Annotated in this window: 22 protein-coding genes; 8 read left to right on the top strand and 14 right to left on the bottom strand. The window is 43.8% G+C overall.

Going from position 1 to position 23,615, the window contains the following annotated elements; translation table 11 throughout:
- Positions 1 to 270 precede the first annotated feature (270 nt).
- Positions 271 to 723, top strand: a complete 453-nt coding sequence (locus tag CWE13_RS08720) for a hypothetical protein (protein ID WP_126807807.1) — start codon at positions 271 to 273, stop codon at positions 721 to 723.
- A 20-nt stretch (positions 724 to 743) separates the two neighbouring features.
- Here the strand turns inward: CWE13_RS08720 and CWE13_RS12515 are convergent, their stop codons facing one another.
- Both CWE13_RS12515 and CWE13_RS08725 read right to left on the bottom strand, forming a co-directional pair.
- Positions 744 to 896, bottom strand: a complete 153-nt coding sequence (locus tag CWE13_RS12515; RefSeq protein WP_157980950.1) for a hypothetical protein — start codon at positions 894 to 896, stop codon at positions 744 to 746.
- A 54-nt stretch (positions 897 to 950) separates the two neighbouring features.
- Positions 951 to 1,739, bottom strand: a complete 789-nt coding sequence (locus tag CWE13_RS08725; protein WP_126807809.1) for a hypothetical protein — start codon at positions 1,737 to 1,739, stop codon at positions 951 to 953.
- 737 nt (positions 1,740 to 2,476) lie between these two features.
- On the opposite strand from CWE13_RS08725, the gene CWE13_RS08730 reads away from it, so the two are divergent.
- Together CWE13_RS08730 and CWE13_RS08735 are read left to right on the top strand one after the other, a co-directional pair.
- Entirely contained in the window at positions 2,477 to 3,409 is a 933-nt protein-coding gene (locus CWE13_RS08730) for a TIR domain-containing protein (protein WP_126807811.1), read from the top strand.
- 66 nt (positions 3,410 to 3,475) lie between these two features.
- Positions 3,476 to 4,687, top strand: a complete 1,212-nt coding sequence (locus CWE13_RS08735) for an FRG domain-containing protein (RefSeq protein ID WP_126807813.1) — start codon at positions 3,476 to 3,478, stop codon at positions 4,685 to 4,687.
- Between the two features lie 188 nt (positions 4,688 to 4,875).
- On the opposite strand, the gene CWE13_RS08740 is transcribed toward CWE13_RS08735, so the two are convergent.
- From CWE13_RS08740 to CWE13_RS08750, 3 genes are all read right to left on the bottom strand, one after another.
- Positions 4,876 to 5,922, bottom strand: a complete 1,047-nt coding sequence (locus CWE13_RS08740; RefSeq protein WP_126807815.1) for a hypothetical protein — start codon at positions 5,920 to 5,922, stop codon at positions 4,876 to 4,878.
- A 140-nt stretch (positions 5,923 to 6,062) separates the two neighbouring features.
- The gene (locus tag CWE13_RS08745) at positions 6,063 to 7,133 is read right to left on the bottom strand and encodes a toll/interleukin-1 receptor domain-containing protein (RefSeq protein WP_126807817.1); all 1,071 of its coding nucleotides are present in this window, start codon (positions 7,131 to 7,133) and stop codon (positions 6,063 to 6,065) included.
- 152 nt (positions 7,134 to 7,285) lie between these two features.
- Positions 7,286 to 8,353 carry a hypothetical protein gene (locus tag CWE13_RS08750; RefSeq protein WP_126807819.1) on the bottom strand — a complete coding sequence of 356 codons (1,068 nt, stop codon included), beginning with the start codon at positions 8,351 to 8,353 and terminating at the stop codon, positions 7,286 to 7,288.
- A 313-nt stretch (positions 8,354 to 8,666) separates the two neighbouring features.
- Between CWE13_RS08750 and CWE13_RS08755 the strand changes: the two genes are divergently transcribed.
- The gene (locus tag CWE13_RS08755; protein ID WP_126807821.1) at positions 8,667 to 8,996 is read left to right on the top strand and encodes a hypothetical protein; all 330 of its coding nucleotides are present in this window, start codon (positions 8,667 to 8,669) and stop codon (positions 8,994 to 8,996) included.
- Positions 8,997 to 9,040: 44 nt separating this feature from the next.
- Here the strand turns inward: CWE13_RS08755 and CWE13_RS08760 are convergent, their stop codons facing one another.
- On the bottom strand, positions 9,041 to 9,715 hold the full coding sequence (locus CWE13_RS08760) for a hypothetical protein (RefSeq protein ID WP_126807823.1): 675 nt from the start codon (positions 9,713 to 9,715) through the stop codon (positions 9,041 to 9,043).
- A gap of 476 nt (positions 9,716 to 10,191) precedes the next feature.
- Here CWE13_RS08760 and CWE13_RS08765 point away from each other — a divergent pair, with 476 nt between their 5' ends.
- From CWE13_RS08765 to CWE13_RS08780, 4 genes are read left to right on the top strand one after another with little or no spacing between them, the layout of a single operon-like run.
- Positions 10,192 to 10,821: a hypothetical protein gene (locus CWE13_RS08765; RefSeq protein WP_126807824.1), complete on the top strand. Its 630-nt coding sequence runs from the start codon at positions 10,192 to 10,194 to the stop codon at positions 10,819 to 10,821.
- A 2-nt stretch (positions 10,822 to 10,823) separates the two neighbouring features.
- Positions 10,824 to 12,800 carry a Mu transposase C-terminal domain-containing protein gene (locus CWE13_RS08770; protein ID WP_126807826.1) on the top strand — a complete coding sequence of 659 codons (1,977 nt, stop codon included), beginning with the start codon at positions 10,824 to 10,826 and terminating at the stop codon, positions 12,798 to 12,800.
- A 56-nt stretch (positions 12,801 to 12,856) separates the two neighbouring features.
- Entirely contained in the window at positions 12,857 to 13,858 is a 1,002-nt protein-coding gene (locus CWE13_RS08775; RefSeq protein ID WP_157980952.1) for a TniB family NTP-binding protein, read from the top strand.
- Entirely contained in the window at positions 13,845 to 15,230 is a 1,386-nt protein-coding gene (locus tag CWE13_RS08780; protein WP_157980953.1) for a TniQ family protein, read from the top strand. The genes CWE13_RS08775 and CWE13_RS08780 overlap by 14 nt, the downstream gene beginning before the upstream one ends.
- Before the next feature lie 251 nt (positions 15,231 to 15,481).
- On the opposite strand, the gene CWE13_RS08785 is transcribed toward CWE13_RS08780, so the two are convergent.
- The 8 genes from CWE13_RS08785 to CWE13_RS08820 all read right to left on the bottom strand — a co-directional run bounded on the left by CWE13_RS08785 (position 15,482) and on the right by CWE13_RS08820 (position 23,493).
- Positions 15,482 to 15,742, bottom strand: coding sequence for a DUF3081 family protein (locus tag CWE13_RS08785; RefSeq protein ID WP_126807832.1), 261 nt, complete (start codon positions 15,740 to 15,742; stop codon positions 15,482 to 15,484).
- 130 nt (positions 15,743 to 15,872) lie between these two features.
- On the bottom strand, positions 15,873 to 19,013 hold the full coding sequence (locus tag CWE13_RS08790; RefSeq protein WP_126807834.1) for an efflux RND transporter permease subunit: 3,141 nt from the start codon (positions 19,011 to 19,013) through the stop codon (positions 15,873 to 15,875).
- Complete coding sequence (locus CWE13_RS08795) at positions 19,010 to 20,227, bottom strand: efflux RND transporter periplasmic adaptor subunit (protein ID WP_126807836.1); 1,218 nt, start codon at positions 20,225 to 20,227, stop codon at positions 19,010 to 19,012. The genes CWE13_RS08790 and CWE13_RS08795 overlap by 4 nt, the downstream gene beginning before the upstream one ends.
- A gap of 107 nt (positions 20,228 to 20,334) precedes the next feature.
- Positions 20,335 to 20,631: a YqaE/Pmp3 family membrane protein gene (locus CWE13_RS08800; protein WP_126807838.1), complete on the bottom strand. Its 297-nt coding sequence runs from the start codon at positions 20,629 to 20,631 to the stop codon at positions 20,335 to 20,337.
- 137 nt (positions 20,632 to 20,768) lie between these two features.
- On the bottom strand, positions 20,769 to 21,560 hold the full coding sequence (locus tag CWE13_RS08805; protein WP_126807840.1) for an SDR family NAD(P)-dependent oxidoreductase: 792 nt from the start codon (positions 21,558 to 21,560) through the stop codon (positions 20,769 to 20,771).
- A gap of 33 nt (positions 21,561 to 21,593) precedes the next feature.
- Positions 21,594 to 21,806 carry a DUF2061 domain-containing protein gene (locus tag CWE13_RS08810; protein ID WP_126807841.1) on the bottom strand — a complete coding sequence of 71 codons (213 nt, stop codon included), beginning with the start codon at positions 21,804 to 21,806 and terminating at the stop codon, positions 21,594 to 21,596.
- A gap of 141 nt (positions 21,807 to 21,947) precedes the next feature.
- Positions 21,948 to 22,385, bottom strand: a complete 438-nt coding sequence (gene dtd, locus CWE13_RS08815; protein ID WP_126807843.1) for a D-aminoacyl-tRNA deacylase — start codon at positions 22,383 to 22,385, stop codon at positions 21,948 to 21,950.
- Between the two features lies 1 nt (position 22,386).
- On the bottom strand, positions 22,387 to 23,493 hold the full coding sequence (locus CWE13_RS08820) for a virulence factor BrkB family protein (RefSeq protein ID WP_126807845.1): 1,107 nt from the start codon (positions 23,491 to 23,493) through the stop codon (positions 22,387 to 22,389).
- Positions 23,494 to 23,615 lie beyond the last annotated feature (122 nt).

The raw sequence follows: 23,615 nt of genomic DNA on the forward strand, positions 1-23,615 counted from the left end.
ATCTCTAGTGTCAATAAATCACTTGGCAATGTTCTTCGGAATGAGGATAAGTATAGGCTGGCTCCTCGCCACATTATCTATTGGTATGCTTGGAGGGAAGTGTCTCGCCGAGCTAATAAGTCCATGAAAACGAGCCTAAACTCGTATTTCAATCGTTGTAAATTCGAAGGTACTCAACTTGCGAATGCTCAGCGATTGGTTACAGATGAGTCGAGAGGATACCCAGACTTTTCGAGAATCCAAGCTGTTATTTCTGGGTGGAGCTAGTGTATGCGTAACATGCAGAAAGCGCAGTTAGTTAATGCGGTGTCTCAAGTGTGGACACCTGATCAGTTAGCAGGTCAGTGTATCGCTGTTAATATGAAGTGCTTGGATACTGCAAAAAACATCTTTGAGGGGGATATTGAGTTAGTGCTTGGAAGGGTGATAATTAGCGAAGATGAAATTTTCTCGTTCGAGCCCGACGTTGTAAGACACCATCATGGGGACGATCGTCCCCGAGTAAATGTACACTGCTGGCTCCGCTGTCCTTCTGATGAGTTCATTATTGATCTGACGCTAGTTCCTACGCTTCGAGACAAAAACGGATTCGATGATAGCTTTATTCCTGAGGGCTATGTTTTTCTGAGTGGACGGTCTGGTGAGCAACTGGGAATTTCTCATGTTGCTGTGCTTTCAGGTCAAGCGGCTTATGATTACGTGCACGCGCATTTTGTACGCTGAGGCGTGGCGCAAAGGTTATATCAAGCAGGCTCAGTCAAGTCGTCATGATCTTCACAAGTGATGTCGTTTTTTAAGGTATTCGCGAGCGTTTCAGCGGTTGAATAGCCCTGAATATTCACTTGGTTCACTGCTTCTTGTTTAAACGCAGTGGAATAACGAACACGTTTACTCATGACTTCCTCTGATGGTCATATTGAAATTTTTAACATAAAAGGTGTCTATAAATCTCAGGCCTTACCAGTTGTCATAAAGTTCAGGGAAGGGCTGGACAAGTACAGGCTATTACGTGCTTCCATGTCGGATTGGCATTCGGTTTGGCAAAGCAACCAAAATAGCCACATAAGGATTATCGCTAGAATCCCGATCGTTGGGATGACGAAAATATCGTACTTATCAAGAAGCCATTGCTTCCTCTGGCTAGGCTTAATGAGATGCTGATAGTGATGAAGTATGGATTGCAGATTGCGATACCTTTCATACTTGCTCTTAAAAACACTTGGCCCAATGAGAGCGGTAGCGAATGTTCCTGAAGTATTATTTGTGTCCACTCTGAATTTATCGTAAATCTCTCTAAGCTCTTTCTCCGCGTTTAAATGAGCATCTAGTTGCTTTGTTAAGCGGGTTGCTTTGTAGTTTCTATTCGCTTTATCTCGATTTATCGCAGCCAAGTAGAGTGCGCCGCTGCATAATAGTGAAACTGTGACAACAATTAATAAGCGGACGGTGTTGGTAGGAGTTGCTTCGACCCCTAGGATGCCAAGTTGAGCTAGAAAAGCTTCACCAAAGACAAAAATCTGGATGATGCTCAATGCTGATATGGAAAAAAATGCTCGCTTCATTGATATGGTGGCATGTCCTTGCCAATCTGAAAATAATGAGCCAAGGTCATTAATGTATGGGTTACCAAGGACGCCTTCCATAGTTCTCCTGTAGCTGTCCAATGTGTGTTCGGCGTCATTAGCTTTAATGTAGTCCTTAAAGTCACTGTTTAGCTGTGTTTTCTCTCTCTCATTCATTTTGAGTAGCCCACCTTGTCCGTATAATCTTTTAGTTCGGTTCCGAAATGTATCTTTAGACCAGCTGCATTGATATGTTAAGAGCGCAATTAAGGCTGCGCAAGTATTACAAAAAAGTGGCACAGTTCGCACGAATTCAATTTGAGTAATGTTCAGTACAATAAATGGTTTACGAGCTTCATTCGTGAATCGAGGGTTCTAAGCGTCAGTTTCAGAGCAGCCGCATCATTGATCCACGCCTGACCCTCACCCTCGGGAAAAATTGAGCCTTACATTGGGTCCCAAAGAGTTTTTTTAATTCAACCTTAAACGGATTCCATCAACTCCTATGTAAAGCGAGCTATCACCTCCTCTACTTAGCTTCGAGTATAGAACCAAGTTTCTCGTACCATTTTCTTATCATGCATCACCTGCTCATATTACGTCCTAAGTTTATTAACTGGATTGAATAAGCTAGCATAGTAACTCTGTGTTCCTGTAAGCAATTGCGTGTAAATAGCGCTTTTATGGCAAAAATCGCTGTGTGCGTTTTAGTTAAGAATAGCGTTGAATTCTTTCAAGAGGCACAGGCTTTAAATAAAGTGAATCCTATGAAACACGCAGAATGAAACGAAATAATAGTGCCAATGCTGCCAACTCTTGCCTGCCTATCAATTTAATGGAAATCTTACCGATGTTATGCTTCCATTCTTTGGGGAGAGGTCACCTATGGCCTCATTTTTAAGGAGAAACTGAACTTGTTTAATCTTTTGATTTCTGGAGCCCAAGACACTTGGGAGGTAAATCCGACTAAGTTCTCAAGGGAAAGAATGGTTAGTAGGTATGAATATACAGTCCATGAATTAGCTGACCGCTATGGCGAGTTAACAGAAGAAAATATTGGGAAGCTTAAGAGCTACCCATGTGTTTTTGGATATGAGGGGATGGATGGTTTCTTTCGTATCGGCTACATCATAGATATCCGTATAAGAAGCAAGGAAGTTACCCTTTCCTACGAATTTGATCCGTTAATTCAGCCGCTACCTATGCAAAAATTAATTGAAAATAGGTTGGCATTCGATATCACGGATGAGTTTGAATTTAACCGCACGCATTGGGCACTAAAAGACGTTGATTTATTTCCGGAGTTAGTGCGGTGTGGCTTTATAACCCAAGAGTTGGCTAATGCCGCTACTAAACACAAGATGTCTTCATCCATTCTAGTACCGAGACATTCTTTAGTTCAGGGAAGCGTCTTTATAGTCCATGGCCATGATGAACTTTCCAAAACAGAAACTGCTAGGTTTGTTGAATCCCTAGGGCTCAATGCTGTCATTCTCCATGAACAAATCAATAGTAGTCAGACAATTATTGAAAAATTTGAGAAGCATGCTTCTGAGGCCGCATTTGCAATCGTATTGCTAACACCCGATGATGTCGGATATCCAAAGGATAGCCCAAACACCCCTAAATATCGGGCACGGCAAAATGTAATATTCGAATTGGGATACTTCTGTGCCGCTCTATCAAGGCGTAAAATTTCTGTTCTTTTTAAGCCCGGAGTGGAAGTCCCGAATGACTTCTCTGGAGTCATTTACACTCCTATGGATGACGCTGGTGGCTGGAAGCTTAATCTTGCGAGAGAAATGAAAGCGTGCGGCTTGAACGTAGATTTGAATAAAGTGCTCTAAGAGCCTAATGCAGCACTGCTCACTACAAGGGCTTGATTGCCGCATTGTCACTGGGAGGTTTGAGATTTGAGGCAGGTCGTCGTAGCAATTGAAAGTACAGGTGCCGAGGTGTCTGCCGGGCACAGGATTATTGAAATTGGCTGTGTTGAACTCATTGATGAGCAAGTCACAGATCGTCGTTTTCATGTGTACCTGAATCCAGAGCAAGAGGTTGACCCGTCTAGTATTGAAATACACGGAATAACTAATGAATTTCTTATAGATAAGCCAATCTTTAACGGCATTGTAGATGAGTTTTTGGAATTCATTGGAAACGATGAATTAGTTATATTCGATGCATCCATTGTTATCCCTTTTCTTCACAATGAAGTCCTATTATCTGAGACAGATAACAAGGAAAGGTCTTTAACCAACGATTTTGTCGATGTATTAGAAATCGGTAAAGAGAGGCATCCCGGACAAAATAACAGCCTATATAGCCTCTGTAAAAGGTATTACGTTGATACTTCTTCGACGGGGTTAACTGGGGCTCTCTTCAGATCTGAGTTAATAGCTAAGCTTCTATTAGCTTTAATAAATGAAAGTACAAAGAAAATCACCTCTGATCTCAGTAGATACGAAAAAGGTGATAACCTTGTTGTCGTGAAAACATTCTCTGAATTTGATGAAGCGATTGACGGCATAAGTAAGACTGCTCTTTGCAGGGGCGTGTCAAATCATGAGTATCCTCTTCTGCCCTCTCTATTTAGACACAACGATGTTGAGTCCGCTGATGTGCGTGAACACAACCTCATGTGGGTATTTAAAACGCATGCAAAACCACATTTACAAAGCCCCCCTGAGAACGATGTTGAATGGCTAACTATTGCACAGCACCACGGGCTTCCTACTAGGTTACTAGACTGGAGTTTAAGTCCCTTAATCGCATGCTTTTTTGCTGTTTTCACTCTTAGTAAATCAGATGGTGCAATCTATGTTTATGACATAGGCAGGTTTAAAAAAGAGGAAGAAATAGATTCCCAAAAGTTAGAGAAAATTGTTGCATTTTTCCCTTCTCATGCAACGAGAAGGGTCACGGCGCAGTCCGGGATGTTCACAATACATCCAACCAGTAATATGAAGCTGGAGTCAAAATCGATCAAGAAAATTGTAATACCCGCTGAACATAAAAGGTATTTTATGGAGAAGCTGGTGAAGTACGGTATTCATTCAGGTACTGTTTTCCCGGAGCTCGATGGTCTATCAAACTACTTACGCTACCTGAATGGATATAGGTAACTATTAACAAGCGGGCATGAGTGAACTTTATCTCACGCAGGTGTAATGCCTCAAACGTTCCTCTACACATTTAATGGTTGAGCGTTATCAAGTCTTGCAACCAACCACGAGCAACGTGTGGAAATTAACGCCCGCGATTGTGGTAGGTTTGGAGTACAAAGCAAAGACAGCTCTATAACTTGCGATTGCTAACCCCTAAACTTGGGATTCGGTTGCATCATAAACTGCCATAATGGCAACTCCTTCCCTTTGTATCCTTCGGGGATCTCAACAGCGAATACTTCGGGGTCAAGATTTGTGTCCAACGCAACGACACTTTTTTCGTATAAGGTTTGCTCTCCATACGAGATACTTATCATTGAGCTTAATTCGCCGATCATGGAAAAGATCTGCTCCTCCGGAGGGAGTTCCGGCTCGTATGAAAATCTAGCACCTAGAAATCCATCGTCATCAAACATGCCTTCAGCTTCACTCTCAACCCAAGTACCAAACCTCATAAGGTAAAAAGCTACTGACTTTTCTAAATCATCCGTAATTTCTCTATCAGAGGAGTATACTTTTACATCGCCGATGATGAAACTTGCCTCACCCTTTTTGTTAACATTCGATTCTTGGGAGCGATCAGCAAGTAACTCGATGGATAGTTTGGGCTCTGTACCTATTGTGCGATCGCCCAACAATGACATTTCGTTTTGTGCCATTGCATTTATAAAGTCAGTCACATATCGATTTTTTTGCTCAATAAGGGATTCTTTTCGCAATAGAAACCATTTGTTTTGTCGTGAAAAGTAAATTGCAAATAATAGGGGAGTATCATGTAGATCAGAGTAATTCTCAATCTTTCTTAGGTAGTCCTTTTTGAAAGGGTAAGGTGACTTTATGTTCGGGAAATGACAATTTTTCACCTCAATAAAATACTGACTTCCGTTATTGAGTATTACCTTGTAATCTGGAGCCTGAATATCCTGCTCATCAGTAAATATCTCCCCACTATCTTCCTGCTTTATAAGGCGGCAATTTCCTAATCCCCCAGCTACATGGGCAAAAAGCGACTCTACTCGCTTACCATGCAATAGGTTAGGATTATCTCTAGACGCCTTTAGCGAGCTTCCGATTCGTTCAACGAAGTCGTTGGCATCTTCTTCAACACTAAGTTTGTACCCGTGCTCGCGACCTAAAGCGGTAAACAGGTCTATGACTTCAAACTTTTCTGGATTTCGCTTAACTCTTTTCATAGTTCACCCAAGGTATCTCAAGGGCCTAAAGCATGGCTCACCAAACAATGGTAGCGCAGCAAGTATTTTAGCCGATGAAACCTGCTATTGCTTTGACTCCTTCCAAGGCGAAATAAGCTTCTTTCCGATTAAGTGTCTACCTAACTCTGCTTAAGATTTATATCTCGACCTGATCGCTCGTATGTTTTACCTGATACACGGCTAAGGAAATCGATAAGTCTATTATAATGGTTTACTAAATAAGCGGCGTTGTATAGCTGACTATTTTCATGAAAGGCTTTAATTATTCTGTCAACTTCATCGTCAGTTAGAGCCTTGACAACCCTCTTCATACGAATAAACCGATTTTTTGCCTCGGTGAAATCGGGGGAGTCGCAAAAGGCGCTTATCAGTGCGGATTGAAAACGAGCATTATTGCCAAGTCTCTTAACGATAAGCTCATAAATATCGTTTGCTATCCCTGCCATAGAGTTCGAATGTTTCTTTAGGGCCTGCCGCTCACCTATGAATCCCCTCGGATCAATTGCTCCAAGCTTAAGAGAAATAACTGGAATATCGCGTCCGAGCGCAAATCCCACCTCTTGGTTTGTCCATACACTGTCATGAAAATCATCGGTTAGATAAACTAGCATAACCTCCATTGTCTCTAAGCCTTTGACAATTTCACTTTGCCATGTAGTCATTGGCTCAATCGTATCATGGGCAACAAAGGAAGAAACACCATACTCCTCTAATGAAAAGGCGAGGACTTTCGCTTCCGCTTTATGTTTGTCCCTGTGACTAATAAACAACCTTACATGATCCTGCTTCCAAATCGACAAAGTACTTGGGTCGATTTGCGCACGACTATTTATTAATGCCGCGTTTTGAAAGTAAGGGTCGTTTTGGTCTTCATCCTCAAACCTCACCGCGTGGATATACTCGTTCCCGATAGATCGACAGCACAACTCAAGCTTAGCTAACAAATCAACCTCAAAGTCTCTTTTTCTGGCTAGGGTAACTTCCCCAAATACCTCAGGAGGTAGGAACAATATGACATCGTGTCCATTCATACCGCCGTTCCAGTTATCATAACTGGTTTCCTCATGAACATAGATCCGTGATGAGCTAATAACTCGCGCCTGTAAATCATGCCCCGAACTTTGGTATTCAGTGGCTATGCGTTTGAGGTAGATTATTACCTTTGATGGAATAACGTATTTATTTATCATTTTCTGGCCTCAAGTTACGGCAAAACCGTACTTCATGAGTTGTATGTTGTAAATTTTAATCGAAGTTTAAAATCCACCTCTGGTAAGGCCTGAGTATTCTAGACACCTTATAATTCCTTAAAGTACTCAGCCCCTACCACTCATCTATTCGTCTACTCAGTCGGCAACTTTAATTGAAGCACTTTAGTATTAGTCCCAGTAAACTCATAGGCTGCGGCAGCTTTCTTTATAAGGCGCTTATCGCTACTCATAAGGTAATTGCAATGAGTAGCTAAGGAAACATGCTGCATATCACTGAAGGAGCTAGCAAATCCCCTACACTGATTTAATTCTTTGTCGGGATGATAGCCAGCCAAATTCAGGTGGTAATAGACACTGGAAACCTCTTCAGACAAGAAGCTATTTCGCACCGGGTGTATCGGGTTGGGAGTATCCACACCAAAAAACTGATGCATCGTAATCTCGGATTGTTTAATACTTTCGTCACGCGAGATAACTTCCCAAACTTGCTCGACGACTTGGGGTGGCTCTATGTTATTGAGATCTTTGGGGCTTAGCTTCAGATCTTCACGATAACGATTCAACACCGACTGTGAGTTGTCGTTCAGCTTCAGGTTGCTATTGAGGCTCTTCACAAGCTGCTTCAAGATATCTTTGTACTCATCTAAAGAGACTGCTCTCATCGTACCTAGAGAGTTAAACGAATGTGGAAGCTCTTCACGCGCGTTCGGGAAAAATAACTCTAAGGTTCTTAAGTTATCCTCTAACGACCTAGCGTTACGCTCAAATGCTTCAAGCATCCTTCCGGCGATATCATCGATTGTTAACTCAGGTAAACCACCCAATATTTTGCGACTAACCAATAAGCTGGCTTCCATCAAATAATCGAGGTCTCGTTGTTGAGAAAAACTCTTATAAACCTCTATCGGATCGTGAGACTGGATGACAGCGTTACCACTAGGCGTAAATTGAGCGTTCAGTTCCAATCGTAAATGATAAGCTTCTAACTCACTTAGAACCTCTATGTATTCGAAAGCACTTCCACCACCTTCCTCTGCACGGCTTATCTCTCTGAGCGTCTCATCTGAATAAATTGCTCGGTAGTTTTTCGAGAATACTGACGGTTCAAATGAAAACACTCCCTTTCTCAAACCGTCTATAACATTCTGGTCTAAATATATTAGAGGACGAAAATCATCTGCATCTTCGTAGTTCATCATAAATAATCCACACCCTTCATCACAATCAAAACTAATGATGAAATAATACACTGGTCTGACCAGTTAATCAAGTAACTAAACTATTCGGAACTTCTCTAGCGCTATCCTCAACCAGCTAATACATTCTTCGCCGAGAACTGAATCTGCACCACTAGCCTAAACACTTACCTAGCCTTCTATGGATTTAATAGAAAATCATAGACGATTTCTGACTATTATTTGAGCATAGGACGAAACTTTATGAACAACCAACTGTGCAATTCGGAATTTAGAGGCGAGGTGTTTGATCAAACGATGAAACGAGAATACACCATTGCTGAACTTTATGACGCGGCTCGATGTATCCCCAAAGCAGCAAGTGCGGGCTATTTCTAGTTTGCATACACTACTTGAATACTTCGATAAGAAAGGCTGGGTAGTAGAATTCGAAAAACATCCCTATGAGGAACGTTTAACGACGATGGTGGAAATTAAAGAAAAAGCGCAAAACTACTTCACATGTGGAAGTGTATTTTCTTACCAACACATGATTAAGATACGAAAGCTCCAACACCTAAATATCTCCCAATCAACGATGGGGCTGAATGCAAAGCTTATTAGTAAGGCTGTCTTAGGTTCACCAAACCAAGGCAGGCAAGATTAGGCTCAGTCCACCCAATTAAAGCAGTACTATGAGAGAGTCTTTATTCAGTCACGCAAAAACCGTGAATTTGAAAGAGACTCTTTCACGCGATTCAACCTCATCCTAACTGCGTCCTTCGAGAGACCGACCTTGTCGCCAATAGCTTCAAAAGTTTCACCGTCACACCTCAGCAGAATCATCTCAATGACATCGTTTGGAATTGATGCATCTTCCAGAATTTCGGTCAATTGCGGTTGGGTCGCGGCTGTTTCAACATCTTGCTTGTATAACTCACCAATCTTATTCGCTAGCCAGTCGTCAAAGTTACTCTCCGTATCTGAATCGCCAGAATTAATCGGGAACACCTCTCGCGCTCTAACCCCGACTTTCCCACTTTTAGCGTTAACAGACCAGCGCTTGAAGCGCGTTTTGGCATAGTAGCCTACACCTCTATACATATAAGGAGTAAGAGTACAGCGGGGGGTTCCATACGTTTCTAGTCCCAACAAGTACCACTCCTCGCTTATTGGTTCTCTTGAGGCCATCTCAAGTAAGCTGGTCGACACATCGCTAATGGCATCTTCTGTTATCTGCTTATATTCAGTGGAGCCAACATCTATATGACTTCTGAAGATTCTTTTGATAAGTCGTTCCGACTTACGATTAAAGGCTTCCGAAATCGAAATGAGACTTATCGCCTCAGCGATTGAAGAAGGTCTGCCCCGCACTTTTTGTTCCACTATCTCTGGCTCCTGTCAGCAAAAAAATACCTGACAATTTTTTCAAAAAATTTGTTCGCTTTCACTCAGTCTCTTAGTGGGTATCAATATCAAGGCAAAAAAGAGAAGTGAATTAACCCGTCTTGGAAGAAAACAATTGTTCGTTTTTCGCAACTTCCTTAGTGGGTAATAAATAACAGCAAAAAAGGAAAAAAGGTTATGGAACAAAATAGTCTAAAAAAACCGCAAATATAACTTTTTACAACTCCAATTAATTGTTGGCGTAAATAGTACGGAATTACAGTTGAAATTCAAATACCTAAACAAAGGAAAAATAACAAAAAATCAAAAAAAGTAAACAATACAATTAGTTAAATGGACTATTTTAATTAGCTTTAAATTTGACACGGTGTTTTTTTGCACAATATTTAACCCCCCAAATCGCAATAAATTGAAGACTTACACCATGAAAATGAACCTTTAGAGAGATAAATGAGATGAAACAGAGAAATATCAAAGGCGCAACGCTGTTTAACCCACGGATATACCATCCATCATATCTGAACAAGATGTCACTTCAGTGCGATAGCGAATGGGAACGTCGATTTTTAATTGACTGCGAATTTGATAAATCGATCAAGCGCTTCATGACGCAGCCAAACAGTTTCATCTATACATACGACGGTAAAAAGCGCCGCTTCACAAGCGATGTCCGAATTGAATACAAGAACGGTAGCTTTCGAGACATCGAAATAAAAGATGCACGCTATTCAGCATCCGATGAGCTGGATAAAAAAGTTGCTCACATATCAGAGCTTCTTAAAAAGCATCAAAAGTCGAGCCTGACGATCATTACATCAGACGATATTCAACGAGATCCGGGGCACGTTACGCGGCAGCTTCTCTATAGATACATGTTTATTGAGCTGCCGGAGGCACTTTGGAAAGCTGGAGTTAAAGCTTTGCAACGCTCCAGTATGACAATTAGCGAACTTGAAGACCGCTTTATCAAATTGGGTGGCACGCGCCATTCCGCTTGGGCTTTTCTCGCCAAGCAGTATTCAGATATCAATTTCTCTGATGAACCTCAAATATCGCCACTCACTACGATCAAATGGAGTAAATAGCCATGACCATGCTTGCGATACCAAAAAAAGCTAAATTTGAGTACCAAGGACGCACGGGGATTATTGAAGATGTAACCTCCAGATACGTAGTGCTTGATTTTGATGGCCTTGGAGTAAAGATGTTTGAGCCGCATCAACTTCAAAGCGCTTATATCGATGGTGAGTTTAAAATATTACAAGCCAAAACAGAGTTTGTTCTATGTGACATTACCGACCCCGATACAAAGCAGCGCTCTAACTTTATCAGCGCAGCATTAGAGCATATGCACGAATCCGGCCATCCAAGCTCGAAAAGAGTCATGGCTGAAGCACTTGCAATCGCTACTAATCGATACGGGATGATAGACGGGAAAATACCAAGTACCTCATCACTTAAGCGCTGGTATAAAAAATGGGCTAACAATGGCTACAGCATCGCTTACATTCTCGGTAAAGCTAAAGCTCGTCGACGCAAACAGTTTGATGAGCGGAATCTAGAACTTTTAGAAAAAGTCATTGAACGAGAATACCTTCAACTCCATGGGGGAAGTGCTGCTAACGCTTATAGATGCTATTTGCGTGAGTTTGAGCAGCATCTTCCAACTTGGGAGCGAGAAAACGCTGAAAACTCTACCCGCACTGGTGAAAAGATCACTCTGAAGCCGTTAAGTCACGGCACGTTTTACACGCATATTCAAAAGTTGAACGCATACGAAGTCGATAGAGCGCGGATGGGTGTGAAAGCAGCAAATAAAAAACATCGTTGGGTTGAAGGATCAATTATCACTCAACGACCTCTGGAGCGCGTTGAAGTCGACGCTGTTCACCTCAATATTGCAGTAGTATCGGAAGACGCATCTGGCAAGCGGATATGCCTTCGTCCTATTGTCTACGTCGCGATGGATGTTTTTACCCGCTTAATCGTTGGCCATATCGTCGACTTCGGTGAAAAGAACGCGAGTGAAAACTCCAATGCGGTCGTCAAGTTAATAAAAGACGTATGCAACCCGCTTAAAGTTGGTAAATACACAAACATTCCTTTTCCGCTGGGCGGTATGCCCGAAAGAATTATTTCAGACTCGGGGCCAGCATTCATCGCGTCAACGCCTAAGGCGATGCTGCAATCTGCTGGAATCGGGCACGAGGTAACGCAGAAAGCATCCCCGTGGAAAAAGCCCTTTGTTGAGCGTTTCTTCAGTACGTTGAAGTCGCAATGCATGCATAGCATTGAGGGCTATGCGGGGGTTAGAACTCGCGGTATCGAGCTGGATCGAACTCTTGAACAGATGGCTCATCTCACCCGAGACGAGTTTCAAGCGATACTGGAGGACTACATTCTCCGTATTTACCACAATAATCCTCATAAAGGATTAGATGGGCTAACACCTATAGAGATGTGGGAGAGCGTTAAAGACCGTTGCCCCCCTCAAATGATGGGTGACTTTACTGAAATCGCAAAGTTTCGCGGTCAGCATGAACAGCGCAAGATTACCATGCCTAAAGGAGTTCTGCTAAAGGGTGTCTACTACAACTGCCGGGAGCTTCAAGAAATTGGTCATCAACTTGAGCGCCAGTGTCTTGAGCGGTCAGTTCGCATTATGTATGACCCTCTGGATATCTCTGAGATAACGGTAATTAACCCTCTAACGAATGAGATGATAGTCACTCCCGCGACGAGCCCAAACATACACGAGGGCTTGACTCTATTCGAATTCCAAGAACGAAAAAAAGCCATAAAAGCAAAACTAAATGGACAATCAATAACCACTATGCAACGGGTTGTGAATCGTTCTAAGTCGTCCGCTAAGCCTAAACAAAAAAGTGCTAGCGCCCAAGACATCGAGACGCCACTTTCTGAAACTGAGATTGGCAAAATCATGACAGGAGGGATCGGTAAAGACGCGGATATTCTCTCACCCAAAGATAAGAAGCGTGGGACTAAATTAGGCACAAAATCACCTAATGACCATCAAACACCAAAACCATCGGCGCGATGCTAGCGCTGTTTTTCCATTACTTACAAGCTACTTTCAAACCAACTAGAGGTGACTATACGATGCGAATTAAAAACACACAATCTATCACTTCAGGCCTCATGAGCGGTGCCCAGAAGATTTCATCACTAGCTTTATGGAATCATCAGTTTTGTGAGCTAGATAACATGGTAGACCGCCTTTTGCGCTTTCATGGAACAAAACCAAGTGCGATGTCTCTGATTGCGCGGGAGGGGGCTGGCAAAACGCATTTCGCTCTCAAGAAACAGGAGCAGTTTAGTAAGTACGTCATCGACTATGGTGATTACACGACTATGCCAGTTTTAATTACGCGGGCTCCTAAGCAATCTACGGTGAGAACATTTGTTGAGCGAATACTTTATGAACTTGGGGATATAAAACCTAGTCATGGAAGTGCGGACGAGAAAGAAAAGCGATTGCTCGCATTGCTTCGAAAACGCGAAGTGAAGCTGATTGTGATAGACGAAATTCATGACTTTCTTCCTAAAACTAGCAGAGGAAGACCATCCACCGCACTAGCTTGGTTAAAGGGCTTTATGGATGAAACTCTCATTCCTATTCTGTTCATGGGTACAGAGCGAGCGGGGTTATTGCACGTTATTGATAAAGAGCTGGCTAGTCGCATTCGTTACTCCGCCACCTTAGCAAGTCTGCCTTACGGCAACAGCGATTATTCAAAATTCGATTTTGCAGAAATGGCGAGTGCTTTTGCTGAGCATTTGGCTTGTCCTCTGAAGCAACTTATGTTCGTGCAATTCGACGACGAAAAGCCCATTTTTTCAAATATGAACCTGCTTGACCGCTTCTTTGTTGCGACTGACGGAGTCCCCCGTGGTTTGCGAGATATCTTTCTGGAGATCAATTTGGAAATGGAGGATGACGCCGATTTCACGCCGAATCTTGAGTCTCTTTCAAAGATTTATAAGCGAATGACTTCGATGAATGACTTTATCGACTTCGACCCATTTGGCCAAGGCAACCTTACTAAGGTTCAAAACTATATCAACAAAAACTGCGGAGGTGAGAACAATGCAGCCGCTTAGTCAACAGATACCGTTCCACCCACTTCCATACGAGGGGGAGCTTTTTAAAGGCTACATTCTGCGTCTGGCAGTCTGTAATGAACTGGATAAGCTTCAGGACTTTGTAAGTGCTTTTGATATACCAGCAGGGACAAAGAAGATTTTTCTCATTGGGACACAAGAAAATGAACGTTTTATGCGTGTACTCACTCAATCGTTAGGGTATGAAGCTGGTTCGCTAGACAAATACTTTGAGGGTGAAGGGGCTCGACAAATGATAGTGTGGCTGTCTTCCCGGCATACATTGGTGAATGAGCCCACTATCTGTCCTCACTGTTTAGAGGATCAACCGCATCTCAAAGCTGAGTGGCACCTCTACTACACAACACATTGCCTTAAGCACAAGTGCCAGCTCTGGAATGAATGTCCCCAGTGCAACAATAAATTTAAATGGAGTGGCGGGTTGTTTAAAAAATGCACCTCATGCGGTTTGCAGTGGAAGAATGTTTGTGCAATTAGAGTCTCGCCTCCGCTATCGCAAATTGCGATAGCGGAGGCCAAAGGGGCGAATAAGACCGCTTTGGTTAAGAGAATACTGAGTAAAATGAATATTGGACTTCGGCCCTTTGACGCCTCTTTTCAAAGACAAAGGGAGATTGATAAGTATGTTCCTGACTTAGCACGGCATATCGAAAGTGCATATCAGTTAGGGTACTCAGAAGACGCTGTTGTAGAGCTTAAGAAGCAAAGATTCAGCCATTGGCAAAATAAAATTGGAGGGCCACGTCAGACGGTACTCATGCAACAGATAGATGCAGCGAATGATGAACGCTTTTTCGATTTCGAAAATGCGAAGCACTCCTCGGGCAAAGACACTCCTATCTTTAAAGAGGCGAGCTTTAGAGTGTTAACATCTCACAGACGGCTGAACACAACACCCGAAAATGCTTGCTTTGAATTGTCTTGGAATCAGCTTGAAGAAGTACTTCTGATGCGTACGGCTCACCTCAAAAAACTCATTCGAGAAGGGGAGCTACCCGGAAGAATGCACGTAAACTCGCCTAAAAAAGTATCACCAAGCAGGTTAGACGATGTTGTGAAGTTTTTTAGGCGCATCAAGAAAAACTCAATTCCAATCAGGGCTGCAAATGACGACACTTTTGAGAAAGAGTTTATCGCTTGGGGCGATGAGCGAAGGCTTTCAGATTTCAAGTTGAAAACGAAGGATTTAGTAAAACTTCTCAGCTCTAATCAGTTGCAAGTCTATTCGCCAGACTACTACAACCATGGTTTTGATAGTTTTCATTTTAAGGAAACATCACTAGTGGAATTATTCGGAACCTCTTCTGCAAATGACATCGGCCAAACAAATAAGGAAAATAGGCCTGCGTAACCTTCTCTAATAAAAAAAGCTGCTGGAAAGCAGCTTTTTTTTCGCCTACTATTTACCCAAATTTCACCGCATTGAGCAGTGTTTAACAGGTAGAAAAAGTTCATTTAAGCTAGAATTTTGTCGAAAAGCTCACCGTTAGCTGGACAAAAGCAAACACCTTATTTGGACGATTTTTGCAAGCCATTGTTTATTAAGCTAAATTCATTTCATGAAAGTTCACTTTAATTGGATATCACATGAAAGTATTACAATTAATCGTAGTTGTTTTCGATGTGTTTGATCTTCTTAATGAAGTTCTCATAATCACGCGCGGAATCGTAATCGAGGTGATAGGTATTGTGGAAGCCTGTGCGCAACTTCACTTTGTGGTCTTCTAAAAATACAGTGTAACCATCATGATCGGTGAACGCGGTAACGCCTTCCAGTTCATGCCGATCGTCTTTTGTGGTGCCGTGATCAGTGATTTTTTCAAATACCGAAAGAATCATTCGAACGCTAATATCGTTTTCCATATTGCACCTCGTTTGTTGTGATTTGCACCTCATTATAGTGCAAAACTGCAGCAACCATGGTGATTGCTGCAGTTTTTTAGAACTAACCATAACGGTAGTTTAAGCGCTCATGTTAACGCTAATAGTTACGTTATTGCTCGCGCATAGCTTTCCGCTTTTTAACTTTCCGTGAAAGCACTCGTTTTTCGATAAATTGGTAAAACACCGGAATAAAGAAAATCGATACGAACGTAGCTACGAGCATGCCACCGACTACAGTAACGCCTACCGCTTGCCGCGCTGCCGCACCTGCACCCGACGTAATCACTAACGGCATAGCACCTAAAATAAACGCCAACGATGTCATCAATATTGGGCGGAATCGCTGACGGCACGAAGTTAACGTAGACGCTAACACACCCATACCACGCTTCCTATTGATTACGGCGAACTCCACAATCAAGATCGCGTTCTTCGCCGATAAACCAATCAACACCAATAAGCCCACTTGGAAGTAAATATTATTCTGCAATCCGGTAACCCAGGTTGCCATCACGGCGCCAAAAATCGCAAATGGAATCGCCGTTAACACAGCAAGAGGTAAACTCCACCGCTCGTATTGGGCTGCCAACAACAAGAACACCATGAGTATTGCAAAGCCGAAAGCTAGCCCTGCAGCATTCGAGCTCTCACGCTCTTGCCGTGAAGCGCCCGTCCAGAACAGTTGATAATCTTGATCATCACTTACCAATTCAGTGACTACAGCTTCCAAAGCCAACATAGCTTCGCCCGTGCTATACCCCGGTGCCGGATCAGCCAACAATCTGGCAGCAGGGCGGTTATTATAGCGATGTACTTCATCCGGGCCGGTGATACGTTCAATTTGCACCAGTGAGTTCAACGGAATCATTTCACCACTGCCCGCGCGAACAAAAACATCAGCTAAGTTATGCGGACCCTCACGGTAAGATGATTCCGCCATCATATATACCCGCCAAGCGCGGCCGAGATAGTTGAAATCGTTTACATAGGCCCGGCCAAAGGTGGCTCGCATGGCGGCAAAGATCTCATTAATAGGCACATCAATTGATTTTGCTCGTTCCCTATCCACATAAGCCGTGAAACGCGGAATATTCATATTTAGGGTGGTGCGCAAGTTCTGCAGTTCAGGGCGTTCATTGCCATTGGCAATCACATCATTAATACGATCCACCAAATTCTCAGTACCACCATCCATAATGGCTACTAGATAAGCTTCTAGGCCGCCGGTTGTGGAAATACCTGAAATTGGCGGTGGGTTGAACGCACTTACATTCGCTTGCGAATGCTCTTGCCCAGCAACATTCACACTTTCAGCAAATTTTTGCGCCCCATTATCACCTAAATCGCGATCATCCCAGTGATCAAGGGTTACGAAACTGGCGCCTACGTTAGGCTTCCGGCCACCGTTCACCATATCGTAACCCATAAAGGTTAGCGTATTTGCCACACCATCCATTTCGCCCAATTCAGCATTCCATGGCAACGAGAAATCAACGGTACGGTCAAGTGATGCACCTTCCGGCAAGCGATGAGAAACCAACACATAACCTTGGTCTTCATCTGGCACCAAACCACCCGGTAATTGTGTGAATACCCCCCATGCAGATATCGCAATGACAACAAATATAATGCTCGCCAACCCGGTGCGCTTCAGCATGAACCGTACACCTTGCGTATAATTTGTGGTCATTCTTTCAAACCAAACGTTAAACTTCTGCAGGAACTTTGGCGGCTCTTTAGGCTTCTCTTCTAAAATTAATGCACACAACGCTGGTGATAACGTAAGTGCGATAAAACCGGATAAAATAACTGATACAGCGATAGTAAGCGCAAACTGCTGATACATTATCCCGGCTAATCCGCCAAGGAATGCCACCGGAATAAATACCGCCGCTAACACCAACACCATGGTGATAATCGGAGTCGATACCTCTGCCATCGCTTCAATCGCAGCTTCTTTCGGCGAAAGCCCTTTTTCCCGAATCAGCCGCTCCACGTTCTCCAGAACAACGATGGCATCATCCACCACTATCCCTATCGCTAACACCATGGCTAACAACGTTAATAGATTCACTGAGAAGCCGAAAACAAACATACCGGCAAACGCACCAATCAAGGCAACAGGAATAGAAAGCAATGGAATAAGTGCTGCCCGCCAGCGCTGCAAGAACAAGTAAATCACCGCCATTACCAAAATAAGTGCTTGGAATAGCGTAATAACTACTTGTTGAATCGAAACTTGTACGAAATCGGTAGTATCGAACGACACTGAATAATCAACACCGGTAGGGAAGCTCTGGCTCATGCGCTCCATTACCGCATCTACCTCTTTAGAAACCTCTAACGCATTAGCACCAGGGCGCAAAAAGATCCCCATGGGTACTACGGTTTCACCATTCTGCACGGCATCGAAATCATAATTCGTAGCCCCTAATTCAACTCGGGCCACATCGCGCAAGCGCACAACGGAACCGCCTTCATCGCTGCGTAAAATAATTTCCTCAAATTGTTCAACCGTTGAAAATCGGCCTTCTGTTCCGATAGGAAATGTAATTTCTTGCGGATTATTGGGGTTTGGCGCATCGCCAAATCGGCCGGCGGCAAACATGGCGTTTTGTTCATTAATAGCTCGGCTTACATCCGCTGGTGTTAAGCCATAATCAGCAAGCTGATCCGGGCGCAACCAAACCCGCATCGCATACGTTTTCGAGCCAAAAAAGGTAACCCTTGCTACACCGTTTACGCGGCTTAATTCATCCTGCACCGTGAGCGTAGCGTAGTTATTTAAAAACAGAGAATCGCGGCTTGCATCTGGTGAACTCAGAGAAACAATCTTAAGAATGGCGCTTGATTGCTTGCGAATTTGCACACCACCACGTTGCACTTCTTCCGGTAATCGCGAGAACGCTCGCTGAACCTGAGAATCAACATCAATGGCGGCTTGATCGACATCCGTTCCCACTTCAAACACCACGGTAATACTCACACCGCCGGTATCGTCCGCTGAGGATGTCATATACAGCATGTTTTCCACGCCGTTGATATATAGTTCTAGAGTGGCCGCTACCGCTTGTGATGCCGCGTCAGCTGTAGCGCCTGAGTAACTTGCTTCCACTACCACTTGCGGAGGCACGATTTGCGGATATTGTTGCACCGGCAGCATCCGCAACGACATTAAACCAGCAATCACAATCAGTATGGATAAAACCGAAGCAAGTACCGGGCGTTCGATAAAATGCTTGGCTATCATTCAGCAATCTCCACATTCACTTGAGTGCCCGGTTGCAACATGGATAAACCTTCGATAATCACCCGATCACCGCTTGCTAAACCTTGTTCGATCAACTGTTCATTGCCCACGCGAACGCCGAGGGTTACTTCTCGAACTTGCACAATATCTTGGTTATCCACGATATACACCACAGCTTGGCGACCCGATTGAATAATGGCTCGCTGAGGTACGGTAATGGCATAAGGCACTTCAATTTTTGGCAATTGCACACGCACGAATTGCCCTGGAAGTAGTGTTCTATTTGGGTTTGGGATCACTGCACGGGCTTCAATACTACCACGTTCGCGATCCACGATCCGGCTCACATAATCGATATAGCCAGATTCTGGATGCTCGCGGCCATCACTAAATCGCAAGGTTGCGGTTGGGCCTGAACCACTTTCACTATTCCCCGAAATATCGGTATTGCGCAGCAAGTAAGCGGCAGCAATATCACTCTCATTTACATTAAAGTGAACGTAAATGGGATCTAAGCTTACAATGGTAGCTAGGGTATCGTTTTCGCTAATTAAGTTGCCTACAGATACGGATTCTCGGCTTGCAACACCGCTAATTGGAGCAACAATCTCCGTGTAGTTATAACGCAATTGCACATCTTCGTAGCTCGCTTGAGCTGATTGCATATCCGCTTCTGCAGCTTCCAAACGTGATTGCGTTTGATCGCGTTCGCGGGCACTTATGGCGCCATCGACAAATAGGTTTTCAACGCGAGCCCAATCTCGGCGCGCTTCATTGAACACCGCTTCGGCACTGGTTAACTCTGCTTGCGCCTTTTGCAAATCAACTTCATACGGCGCTTTTTCAATAGAAAACATAACCGTACCGGCTTCAACCAATTGGCCTTCATCGAAATCCCGTGATTCCAATACACCACCAACACGGGCACGAACCTCGGCCACCATGTTACCTTCGGTACGGGCTGCAAAGGAGCGTTCCAACTCGAGTGTTTTCGCACTCACTTCAGTTACGAGCACTCTATGCTGTGGCCGAGCATCTTCATCAGGCGCTGCTGTAGTTTCCGAGCAGGCACTTAACATAGTAAACGCCACTATAGTTAACGCTGCTATTGCTGTGCGATATCCAACATTGTTCTTGCCCTGTGGCTTAGTATTGGTTTGCAAATTAATCACCTGCTGTGCTGTGGATATTCGATTTATTATCGATTTATTCATTGTTAAGGCCTCCGCTCGTACCTTCTTTACATTTGTAAAGAGTACAGATCTTCACGCTAAACAGCAGGTGCATTTACAGTTACTTTACTGGAATTTTGTGTGGCGCCTTATTCATCTTCTTTCTTTACTGGCGCTTCTTGGGATTGCGCAGCGGAACCTCGATGTGGGTGCACTTGGCCACTTGTTTCTTGATAGTGCCGATGGGTAAAAATAAATGCATGGATAATGGCAGCTACATAGATAACTGGGGCACCGGCGTATGCACCGGGAATCTCACCACCCGAAGCGATTCTTAGCAAATACAAAGCTATTAAGTATAGCGCTAGGCTTAGCCAAACTTGTTTACGTGCGCCTGAAATCCATACCGCCACCGGCGGCAGCACAACAGCCAAAAGATAATTCATTAGGTAACCCTCTTCTAAATATTTTTATTATTGTCATTAATCGCTATTTGTTTGTTAGCATCGCCTATCTTGCCGATTTCAGCAAGGTTTTAGCCCCCTCATTCGTTCCATGCCATTGTTTAGTGGTTCGTTTGCCGTTACCAAGGCAAAGGTTTGCCATCCCAAAACCAAAAGCCCCCACTATCTTTAGCATCAAGGCTATTAATTACCGACCAAATACGCTCGGCCGATGCGGCCGCACTGTATAACTTGTCTGCCGGCAGGCGCTCTTGAAATGGTTTAGAAAGATCGGTATCCGTGGTTCCGGGGTGAATTACACCAATACAAAGCTGCTTGTGCGTGCGTTTAAACTCGATCGCGGCAGTTTTGTAGAGCATATTCAAGGCCGCTTTTGAGGCTCTGTAGCCATACCAGCCGCCTAAGTGATTATCTGTAATACTACCCACCTTGGCGCCCAACTGAATCACAAAGCTTGGTTCTTTTTTCGGCAAGAGAGGCTTAGCGCCTTGAAGAATTAATGCGGGGAGAATAGCGTTAACACGAAAATACTCGAGCAACTGGGCTTCATTTAATGCTTCTATCCGCCGCTCTGGCTGCCAGTTGCCATGTTCTGCTGATTCTTGGTGGAGCCAACCAATCGTTGAAAGCAAGCCCGATAACTCGATGTTAGCCGCGCGCCAAAGCTCAAATAAAGCATGTAATGATGGTTCGCTAAAGTTACATTTCTGCCAAATGACACGCCCGGGGTCTATCTCAACGTCGCTCTCGGAGAACGAGAAATTTTCGGCTTGTAACCAATTGAATAATGCTTCGGGGCATTCACTTCGAGCAACGGCAAGCACGCAAGCTTGTGGGTTCGTAATCAAATATTCTTGTATGAGCGCTTGCCCAAGCCCGCCATTTGCACCAAAAACTGCTACTACTTGCATTCCTACCTTCCTCGCAGGAACACCCTGCGTTACTTACAACGATAAGGTAGCTTGTTTGTGCTCTGGCTTTTGCTTCTCTGAACCAAATTTCTGCCACGCTTTTTCGTGAAAGAAATAGGCCACGGTATTCACCGAAGGCTCAATCAACGCAATCAAACCACCCAGAACAAAACTACCGGTGATTATCCAAGTTACGCTAAAGGCTACGAAAAAGTGCACTATGGCAAAGGTGAATGTTTTTTTCATGATTCGTTCTCCCACAAAGAAACGATAATGAGCGCGCCAAAATGGCTTGCGCTTATATTCTATAATTTACACTGCAAATGATAACAGTTCTCATTTAAAGTACTAGTGGGAAATTTCGATAAGGGTAAACGATATGCTGAATTATGTACTTAGATTAAACGTAACTGGGCCGTCGTTTACTAAGCTAACCTGCATATCTGCTGCAAATTTGCCGGTAGCCACGGGCAGGTTTTCTTTACGTAAAATTTCGCAAAAATGTTCATATAACGCTTCCGCTTGCGCCGGTGTGGCGGCAGAAGAAAAGCTTGGGCGGCGGCCTTTGCGTGTATCCGCCGCGAGCGTAAATTGCGAAACCACCAGAATCTCACCGTTAATATCACGTACATCGAGGTTCATTTTATCGTTACTATCGGTAAAAATTCGATATCCAGCGATGCGTTTGGCTAACTGCTCAGCACTTTGCTCGGTATCCGCTTTTTCAACACCCAGCAATACTAAAATACCTTGCCCAATTTTGCCTATCGTTTCGCCACCCACATCGACTTGGGCTGATTTCACCCGTTGAATTAAACCTATCATGCTAACCTTCTACTGCAGTTTTCTTGTCGTCTTCCGGTTCTTTCTCGCCGGCCCTTTCTTTTTCGCAGGGCACTCCTTTCTCGCCGAGCACTCCTTTTTTGGCAGGCTCATCGGTGAGTTCATCGGCCGGGACTTCTTCGCTTGGTTCATCAAGAAACTCTTCGATACTTACCGTAATTTCAGCGCCAAATAAAATAATATTCCACGATAAATAAACCCACACAATCAAGATAGGAATGGTTGCGAGCGCACCATAAATTAATTCATACGATGGGAAATACTGTAAATATACGCGGAAGCCTAGCTTCGCCATTTCAAATAAGAACGCACTAATAGCCGCTCCCCAAATAGCATGGCGAAATTTCACAACTTTATTGGGCACCATGGCATACAGCAGCAAAAACGCTACCGTGGTGGTAAAGAATGGGAACAACATAAGCAACGTTGAACGCAGGCCACCCACATATTCATCCGCAAAGGCGGTTATCGATAATAAATAAGAACTCACGCCAATACCGGTTCCTACTAAAATCGGCCCCATGGTTAGCACCATCCAATACACCGCTAAGCTAATAATGGTGCGGCGACGGTTGTGCACTCGCCAGATTGTATTCATAGCGCGATCAATGGCGGATATCAGCATGATGGCCACCACAAATAGGAATATGGCGCCAATTGCCGTCATTTGGCTAGCATTGCCAACGAACTGATTTACGTATTCTTGTATGGCCTCGCCACTGGTAGGCACCAAATTCGCTAAAATAGCGGTTTCAACAGTTTCCCGCAGCGATTCGAACATAGGGAACGCCGAAAAAATCGCGAATATAACGGCTACTAAAGGTACGAGCGAAAGCAAACTTACATAGGTTAAGTGGCCTGCCATTACATTGATGCGATCATCGGCACAACGCTTTATGAAATGCCGTAAAAACGCATAACTCGTGCTTGCAGCACTCGTTGCCCGCGCCCGCGCCTTTTGCCAATCAATTGGCGAAACCTCATGCGCGGTGGCATTAGATTTTGTATTTTCAGCCGAAGCCTTTGGCTTTGCTGCAGGCTTTTTCTGAGCTGATTTCGTTTCTTTGCTTTCGGTTTTATCGCTACTCATGCCAATGCCTATGTAAATACAACTGCTGACATTGTGGCAGGGTAGTTGAATTCCGACAAGTCGTACATTGATGTTCCTCCATCGAACTTGCTTCTGTAACAAAGCTACTTTAATCTCGTTAT

Origin of the sequence: Aliidiomarina shirensis (genome assembly GCF_003987345.1) — a bacterium.
GTDB classification, from domain to species: Bacteria; Pseudomonadota; Gammaproteobacteria; order Enterobacterales; family Alteromonadaceae; genus Aliidiomarina; species Aliidiomarina shirensis.